The sequence below is a fragment of the Candidatus Dependentiae bacterium genome (assembly GCA_018897535.1).
Classification (GTDB): domain Bacteria; phylum Babelota; class Babeliae; order Babelales; family UASB340; genus UASB340.
In genome coordinates this window covers 1-9223 of the sequence record JAHIKO010000007.1, presented here as the reverse complement: position 1 = coordinate 9223, position 9223 = coordinate 1, and the positions used below count along the sequence as shown (strand labels likewise).

The following is a 9223-nucleotide window of genomic DNA, read 5'->3' as shown; positions in this document are numbered from 1 at the left end:
TTGTGCATTTAAACACCAGCACTCTTTTTATTTGGGGTAAAGTTGCAAAAAAACTTAATATTCCGGTAATAACGCATATAAGAGAACCGTTGTCTGAAGGCTATCTTGGAATAAGACGCGCTTTTATTAAAAATCGAGTTTCAAAATATTCAGATTTTATTGCTCCAATAAGTCAAAATGATGCATTGCCCTGGAAAAATAACCCAAAAACTAGAATTGTTTATAACGCAGTTGATATTACGAAATTTGATAAAAATTTAAACTTACAAGATTTTTTTAAAAAATATAATTTAAATAATTTTGATCCTAAAATTTTATTTTTGGGTGGGCTTTCGCAAGAAAAGGGTACTTTAACTGTATTTAAAATTTTTGAACAAATATTAAAACTTATTCCTGATGCAAAGTTGATAGTTGCAGGATATTTTGAGCCAAATTTTAATGGCAATTATTTTAAAAAAATTATTTCAACAAATCAACGCTATGCTAAGCAGGTTTTAAAAATACTTGAGAGAGTAAAAGATTCAGTTATTTTTACAGGATCTATAGATTCACCGGAAAATCTTTTAGCCATGTGCGATGTTCTATTAAATCCGTTTACGGTTGGACATTTTTCCAGACCAATTATAGAAGCCGGATTTATGGAAAAACCTGTATTAGCTTCAAAATTGGCACCACTTGATGAATTGGTTATTCACGGGACAACCGGATATTTAATAGATCCAAATAATATTGGTTTATGGGTTGAAAAGCTTTATGCCGTTTTGACCAATAAAAAATTAAATGAACAGCTTTCAAAAAATGCATATGAATTTTGTAATAAAAATTTTAATATTTTTGATCAAATAAAAAAGATTGAAAATTTATACGACAGTTGTTTATTATTATGATAGAAACAATAAAAAAACTTAATTATTTGCTTTCAAAAAGAGAAAAACGGTTTCTAATACTTCTGTTTTTTATTTCAGTTTTTGTCGCATTTCTAGAAACATTCAGTATTTCTCTTGTTATGGTTTTTGCTTCTATTGCTACAAATTTTAATATTGTTTACAGCAATAAATATTATAATTTTTTATATAATATTTTGCATTGTAATTCTGTACCGCAATTTATTGTAATATTTGGCTTGGCTCTTATAATTTTTTATTTTTTAAGAGCAATTATAATAACTATTTTTACATATGCAATGAATCGCTTTTCTCAGGGAAGATTTAGACATTTTGCAATTCGTTTTTTTCAAAATTATTTAAATTTTGCATATAAAGAGTTTACTACTAAAAATTCTTCAAAAATAGATAAAGTTATATTTTCAAATACCAATGATTTGGTTGGTATTTTAGATGCGATTTTACAAATTATGTCAGAATTTTTGAATGTATTGTTAATTTATACAGCATTACTTTTTGTTCATCTTAAAATGACGATAGTTTTGTCTTTTTTGTTGTTAGGAAAAGTTTTTTTAATAGCAAAATTATTTTCTAAAAAGTTAAAAAATTCCGGAAAAAAAAGACAAGGTTTTTTGGTAGAAATTTCAAAAACATATACAGAAAGCTTTTGGAATTTTAAATTGATTAAGCTTTTTTTTACTCAAGATAAAGTTTTAAATAGATTTAATAAAGCTTGTTCAAAACTTGTTACGGCTAATACATTTAATGCAGTGTTGCAAAATACACCAAGACTTATTTTAGAAACTATTGGTTTTTCAACATTAATAGCAGTAATAGTTTATGTTGTTTATATGTATCATAATGCGACGGCAATAATACCTGTAATTTCCATGTATGCTTTTGCGTTTTATAGATTTTTGCCTTCAATAAACAAAATTCTTTCATCATACAATAGAGTTATTTTTTTAAAAAGTTCACTGGATTCGGTTAATGAATATCTTGGTTATGAACAAGAAGATTTGGGTGATGAAAAAGTTTCTTTTAAATGTAGTATAGTTTTAAAAGATTTAAGCTTTGAATATGATTCTAAAACCAAAGTTTTAGGTTCAGTAAATATAAAAATAGAAAAAGGGCAACGTACGGCTTTTGTTGGCGAAAGTGGTGCCGGCAAAAGTACAATTGCAGATGTTATTATGGGGCTCTATCGACCAACAACCGGCGATATTTTTATAGATGATCATAAATTGGATAAAACTAATATTAAATCCTGGCGACAAAAAATTGGCTATATACCACAACAAATTTATTTGTTTGACGGTACAGTTGCAGATAATGTTGTTTTTGGTCGCAATTTTAATAAAGAAAAGATTGTAGATGTGCTAAAAAAATCGAATATATATAATTTTTTGTTAACTAAAGATGAAATATATACAAAAGTTGGTGATGGCGGAATTTTATTAAGCGGTGGCCAAAAACAACGCATTGCAATAGCCAGAGCGTTATACTCTGATCCGGAACTTTTAGTTTTGGATGAAGCCACTTCCGCTCTTGATAATCAAACCGAAGAAAATATTATGAATGAAATTTATAGTTTAAATTTTGATAAAACTTTAATTGTGATTGCTCATAGGCTATCTACTGTTGAGCGTTGTGATAAAATTTATAAAATTGATAACGGTAATGTTTATTTGGTTGAAGATTTGGCGCAGTTGTATATACAAAATCGAAATACTGTGCAGCAGGTATTATGAATAAGCTTAATAATATTAGTATAATTCAGAGCTTGCCCAAAGGCTTGTCCTCCATAGCATTTATATCTTTACTAAAACTTTTATACGCAAAAGCGAAGGTGGAAGCTTTACGCGTAGGCTGGGTCATCCCGGCCACCGACTGCGTCCGACGAAGCTTTATGCGAAGTCTGGAGCCGGGATCCAGTCCGATTGGTTTACTATGAATAATTTTGCAGGCATAGATTTATTTTTTTTAAAAAACATAAAGAATGCACATATTCTTGACTATGGTTGCGGTGACGGTGCTTTTTCCGTCTTTTTAATCAAGAATGGCTTTAATGTTATGGCTGTAGATATTAATCCTGAATCAGAACATAAAATTAGTGCAGCATTAAATAGCGAAGAAAAATCCAGATTTAAATTTATGCTTTTAATTGGGCAAGATAATTTAAATAATTATTCGCAAAAATTTGATTATATTATTTGTAGAGAAGTTTTAGAACATATTAAAGATTATGAAAATATAATTAATATTTTTAGTAATATTATTAAAAGTTCAGGTGTTTGTATTATATCTGTGCCTACTTTTTTAACAGAAAAATATTTTGCATTTTGGGATAAAAATTGGTTTGCAAAATGTGAACATGTAAATATTTTTAAAAAGAAAGATATTTTAAATTTGGCAAAATTAAATAATTTTGAAGTTGCGCGTATTTCTTCTCATAGCTTTAATAGAACTATTTTTTGGAGTTTGGTAGTACCATTTAAAATAGAACATAGAATGGGTAAAATTTTAAATAAAAATAGATTTATTAATTTTACTGAGTATTTATCAAATGCTATTTGCTCTTTTAAATTTATAGATAAACTTGGAAATAAAATTTTGCCAAAAAGTAAGGTTTATTATTTTAAAAAATAAATATTAAAGTGAGCCTGAATGACTGAAATTGTTGTTGATAGTCTTTTGCTTGCCCAAAGGCTTGTCCGTCGAAGCTTTAGCGAAGTCGGAAGCTTTACGCGTAGGCTGGGTCATCCCGGTCACCGAGCCGGGATCCAGTCCTCAAAAAAAAGCATGAACGTTAATTCAAAAATTTACGTAGCCGGGCATACAGGCTTAGTTGGCTCCAATATCTTTAATAAACTAAAACAACTGGGTTATAAAAATATTATTACAGCAAATTTAAACGATTTAGACTTGCGAAATCAACAAGATACCGAAAATTTTTTTAAAATTAACAAACCCGAATATGTATTTCTTGCTGCAGCCAGAGTTGGCGGAATTTTAGCAAACAGTACATATAAAGCAGAATTTATCTATGACAACTTAATGATCTCAACAAATATAATTCATGCAAGCTATAAATATGGTGTTAAAAAACTTATTAATCTCGGCTCTTCATGTATTTATCCAAAATTGGCACTGCAACCGTTAAAAGAAGAATACTTGTTATCTGGTTACTTGGAATCTACAAACGAACCATATGCAATTGCCAAAATAGCGGCAATTAAGCTTTGTAGATACTATAATGAACAATATGGTACAAATTTTATCTCAGTGATGCCAACAAATCTTTATGGACCAAATGATAATTTTAATCTGGAAACCGGACATGTGTTGCCTGTATTTATCAGAAAATTTTATTTGGCAAAACTTTTACAAGAAAAAAAGTTAGATATTATCTCAAAAAATTTAAATATTAATTTTAAAAATATAAACGATATTTCGTTTGAATTCTCAAAACATAATATATATGCAGACAAAGTAATTTTATGGGGAACCGGTGAACCATATCGTGAATTTTTACATGTAGAAGACCTGGTTGATGCTTTAATTTTTTTGATGCAAACTTGTGAATATAAAGATATTGGCGAAATTATAAATATTGGTACCGGACAAGATCTTAAGATAAGTGAACTTGCAAATATGGTAAAAGAAATTGTTGGTTTTGCCGGGCAAATATTTTTTGATAACTTAAGACCTGATGGAACGCCAAGAAAACTTTTAGATGTTTCTAGAATTAAAAAATTAGGTTGGAAGCCAAAAATTATTTTAAAAGAAGGGATTGTAAAAGTTTATGAAAAATATAAAACTTTTGATAAGTAACATGAATATTAAAAATGAAAATATTTTTAGATTAATGGTTTTACTATCAATTATATTTTTATCATCTTTTATTAAAATTAGTTTTTTATCCGGATCTTATAAATTTTTCTTTTCGGGAATTAATTTTGTATTACCATTAGTTGGAAACTTATTTGGCGTAGCAACATCTGGTTTAATAGTTTTTGCATTTTTATTATTTAAGAAATTTACTATTGGTGGTGCGATTACTTTGGGTATTCCAACAGTGATAGCAACTGTTTACATTTCTTTGATGAGTAATTATAAAAATAATTTTAAAAATAAACTTTATAATTTTTTATTAAGTTTTATTTTACCTCTATTCTGTATGACTTTATTTATTTTTCATCCAATGGGAAATAAAGCTTATATTTATTCCTTTTATTGGCTTATTCCTGTTGTTTTATATATTGCCCAAAGATTTAAAAATTTTAATATTGTTTATCTTAATTACTTAACCGCTACTTTTTTAGCACATGCTGTAGGTAGTATAATTTGGCTTTATACTATGCCTATGACCGTAGAGCAATGGATTGGTTTGATGCCGGTTGTTTTTGTGGAGCGAATTATTTTTGCATTTGGGGTATATATTATTTATTGTATTTTAAAAAAGTTGTGTATTTTAGAATTAAATAAAATTAAATTTTTTAAAACTATTAAAAATATTTAACCAAAAAAGTATAAAAATATTATTTATAGGTTATTTATGCAATCAGTCATTGTAGCATGGTGTAAAACAAATGAAGTTGATTTTGAAAGTTTTGTGCCGTTGGAATTTTTGGGAAAAAGAAATCAACAATTAGGTTATTCTAATAATATAAATATTCTTTTTATAGATGGATTTGAAAAATTATCACAGCAATATAAACATTCTTTAAAAAGTTTAGGTTTTATTTTGCATAATGTATCTAAAATATTTAATGAATATGATAAAAAATTTTTTAAATTAAATAGGTTTGGTGATTATGAAAAAAAGTGTTTTTTAAGATGGTTGGTAATCGAAAAATTTTTTAATTCAGAGCCTATAGTCCATTACGATGGGGATATTGTTTTTAATGAAAATCCTGAAATTATAAAAAATAAAATTGAAAATAAAACATTTGTCTTGCAGGGTTGTCCGGCTTTTACAGTAATTAGTAACAATGAATGGTTTAATATATATAGAAGTGAATTAAATAAATTTACAAACGATATAGATAAATATTCTGAAATTGCATGGCAAAATCGAAACAATTGGGAAATTACATTTAAAACTAGGTGGGCAGGTTCAAGATTTAGAAAAATAATTTGGAGTGATCAAGATTTTTTATCGCATCTTATTCATACGAATAATATTATTCAAGATTCTGTAGAAGATGTCCTATTTAATTTTAAAGATTATGTTGTTTTTCAAAATCCTTTATTTCTACATCTTTATGAATACGAATTTCCATATAAATATGTGAGAATTAATGGTATTGATTATTTTGAATTTATCCGCAAAGATGGGCAAGATTGCTTTTATAAAAAAAAAATATTGTTTTGGCATATGCAATCTCATTTTAATTATTATTTAAGTAAATTTATTTTTAGAAAAAAATATTTGAAATTTATTCCAATGGGTAGATTAGAATTTAATACTTCTGCTATTGGATTTGAAGATTATGTTTATAAAAAAATGCTAAGATTTACAAAAAATATTGAAAGAAAAAAGGTATATAAATATTTTTTTGAAAAATATGATTTTAGCCGAGTCTTTAGAGATAATATTTGGTGGCGAAAAGGTATTTTCTATTAATTGTATACAAAGAAAGTTTTAATTTAAAAATTATAATGAGAGATATTTCATTAGAATGAATTGAATACTAGTGATTGTAGCAAAATCTTTACTGGAGCACCTTTATGTATAATTTTGTAAAAAATATTTCAAAAAATATAATAAATAAGATCTTTAATTTTGGCATAGCAGGAAGTTGTTTGGTAAAAGATTTGGAATTAAATTCTAAAAACAATTTAGTGTCCCAAATAGAGCAAAGACATTTATTATTTTTTTATAAAAATCTTTTATTTAACAAAAAATTTTTACCAAAAATTAATGAAGTTGGTTTTAGGTCATTTTCGCAGACAGATGAGGATGGTATTTTACTTTATATTTTTGCTGTAATTGGTACGGATAGTAAAATTTGTGTAGATATTGCATTTGCGAATCCATTTGGCGCGAACACAACTAATTTAATATGTAATTGGGGATGGACTGGCTTATTGGTCTGTGGCAGTCAAAAAGATAAAATATTTTCAGATGATTATTTTAAAAAACATCCTGATACCTTTTTACATGTGCCTAAAATTATAAATAAATGGGTAACGGCAGAAAATATAAATGATATTATTAAAGAGGCTGGAATAACCGGGACAATTGATTTGTTGTCTTTAGATATAGATGGTGTTGATTATTGGGTATGGGAAAAATTAGAGATTGTTAATCCAAGAGTTATTGTTGTTGAATTTAATTATGTTTTGGATTTTGAACGATCTATTACAATTCCATATAAAGATAATTTTGTTAGAAAAGATTTTGAAGATGATTATTATGGAGCTTCAATTCAAGCTTTTATAAAATTAGCGGATATTAAAGGATATAGGCTTGTTGCGTTTAATAAATATTATTTCAATGCTTTTTTTGTAAAAAAAGATTTGGGATTAGATTTGTTGCCCACATTATATATTAACAATTACAATAATTATTACTCAAATAGTCCTTGGATTTATGAGGATTTAAAAAAAAGATATGAAAAGGTTAAAAATTTACCTTGGGTTGAAATCGATTAAATATATAAAAATTTGTCAGCAACAATTTATTAATCATAATTTGGAAAAGGTTAATATTTAAATGCAGTGTAATATTTGTAAATATGAATCAAAATATATTTTTAATGCCAAAATATTAAACAAATATTTAATTAACTATTTTTACTGTAATAACTGTGAATTCTTGCAAACTGAAGAACCATATTGGTTAAATGAGGCATATTCTGAAGCAATAAGTTCTCTGGATACCGGATTAGTTTCTAGGAATATATCATTATCAAAATTTACAACTTTGTTTTTATATCTTTTTTTTAATAAAAATTTCCAATATTTAGATTATGGGGGTGGACATGGTTTATTTGTTCGAATGATGCGCGATATAGGCTTTGATTTTTATTGGCAAGATTTATATGCAAAAAATATATTTGCGCGTGGATTTGAATTGAATTTAAAAAATAATAAAATCAATCTTATAACTACATTTGAATGTTTTGAGCATTTTGTGGATCCAATTAAAGAATTCGAAAATATGCTACAAATTTCTTCTAATATTTTATTTTCAACTAGCTTGTTGCCAAATACAATTCCAGCGCCTGATAAATGGTTGTATTATGCATTAGAATCAGGGCAACATATTTCTTTTTATAGTTTAAAAACATTAAATTTTATAGCTGATAAATATAATTTAAATATTTATTCTTGGGGTAGTATTCATTTTTTTACTCATAAAAAGTTAAATAGATTTTTATTGTATATTATTAAATATTACAAAAATGATTGGATATTTAAATTTTTAAAAAATAGAAGTGGTTCTAAAACTAATTTAGATATGCTTTTAATAAAAAATAAGAGTATTAATGAAAATTCTTTATGATCATCAAATATTTAATGGCCAAATATATGGTGGAATATCCAGATATTTTTATAATTTAATTAATAATTTTTATATCAATAAAGATGTGAATTTTAAATTGTCCTTAATTTATTCTCAAAATTTTTATTTAAAAAATTCTATATTTATAAAGCCGCTAAGCTTTTTACAAGATAAAAAATTTAAGGGACGTGATAGATTGTTAAATTATTTTTTAGAAATTAATAAATTAAATTCTATATATAATTTAAAACTAAATAAATTTAATATTTTTCATCCTACAGAATATGATCCATACTTTTTAGCTTATCTTGATAATAAGCCATATGTATTAACTGTTTATGATATGATTCATGAATTATTTTATAAAGAAAATAAAAAATATATAGAAAATAAAAAAGAACTTATTTTAAAAGCTTCGAAAATTATTGCTATATCGCAAAATACAAAAAAAGACATATTAAAATTTATAGATGTACCGGAAGATAAAATAGATGTTACATATTTGGCTTCTGATTTAAATATTGGTTTACAGAAAAAAGTTAATTTACCTGAAAATTATTTATTATTTGTTGGAAATAGAGATGGTTATAAAAATTTTGAAATTTTTTTGAAGAGTCTTTTGATTTTGTTTAAAAAATATGAAAATCTGACTTTAGTTTGTGTTGGTGGCGCTGCATTTACATCCAAAGAATTAGATTTTATTTATGAAAATAATCTAGTAAAAAAAATTTTTCATATGTATTTATCTGATAATCAACTTAGTTATGCCTATTCACATGCACTGACTGTTATATTTCCATCTCTTTACGAAGGATTTGGTATTCCA

Annotated in this window: 8 protein-coding genes and 1 pseudogene; all 9 read left to right on the top strand. The window is 25.9% G+C overall.

Annotated elements, in window-relative coordinates:
• A partial coding sequence (locus tag KKE07_00370) for a glycosyltransferase family 4 protein (GenBank protein ID MBU4269318.1) occupies positions 1-887 on the top strand: 887 nt, incomplete at its 5' end.
• Complete coding sequence (locus KKE07_00365; GenBank protein MBU4269317.1) at positions 884-2635, top strand: ABC transporter ATP-binding protein; 1752 nt, start codon at positions 884-886, stop codon at positions 2633-2635. The genes KKE07_00370 and KKE07_00365, both read left to right, overlap by 4 nt.
• A gap of 199 nt (positions 2636-2834) precedes the next feature.
• Complete coding sequence (locus KKE07_00360) at positions 2835-3533, top strand: class I SAM-dependent methyltransferase (GenBank protein ID MBU4269316.1); 699 nt, start codon at positions 2835-2837, stop codon at positions 3531-3533.
• A gap of 153 nt (positions 3534-3686) precedes the next feature.
• On the top strand, positions 3687-4718 hold the full coding sequence (locus KKE07_00355; protein MBU4269315.1) for a GDP-L-fucose synthase: 1032 nt from the start codon (positions 3687-3689) through the stop codon (positions 4716-4718).
• Complete coding sequence (locus tag KKE07_00350; protein MBU4269314.1) at positions 4690-5406, top strand: hypothetical protein; 717 nt, start codon at positions 4690-4692, stop codon at positions 5404-5406. The genes KKE07_00355 and KKE07_00350 overlap by 29 nt, the downstream gene beginning before the upstream one ends.
• A 36-nt stretch (positions 5407-5442) precedes the next feature.
• A complete protein-coding gene (locus tag KKE07_00345) occupies positions 5443-6513 on the top strand; it encodes a hypothetical protein (GenBank protein MBU4269313.1) in 1071 nt (356 codons plus the stop codon).
• A gap of 104 nt (positions 6514-6617) precedes the next feature.
• The gene (locus KKE07_00340) at positions 6618-7544 is read left to right on the top strand and encodes a hypothetical protein (GenBank protein MBU4269312.1); all 927 of its coding nucleotides are present in this window, start codon (positions 6618-6620) and stop codon (positions 7542-7544) included.
• 55 nt (positions 7545-7599) lie between these two features.
• Positions 7600-8397, top strand: a pseudogene (locus KKE07_00335) (class I SAM-dependent methyltransferase).
• A partial coding sequence (locus KKE07_00330; protein ID MBU4269311.1) for a glycosyltransferase family 4 protein occupies positions 8381-9223 on the top strand: 843 nt, incomplete at its 3' end. The pseudogene KKE07_00335 and the gene KKE07_00330, both read left to right, overlap by 17 nt.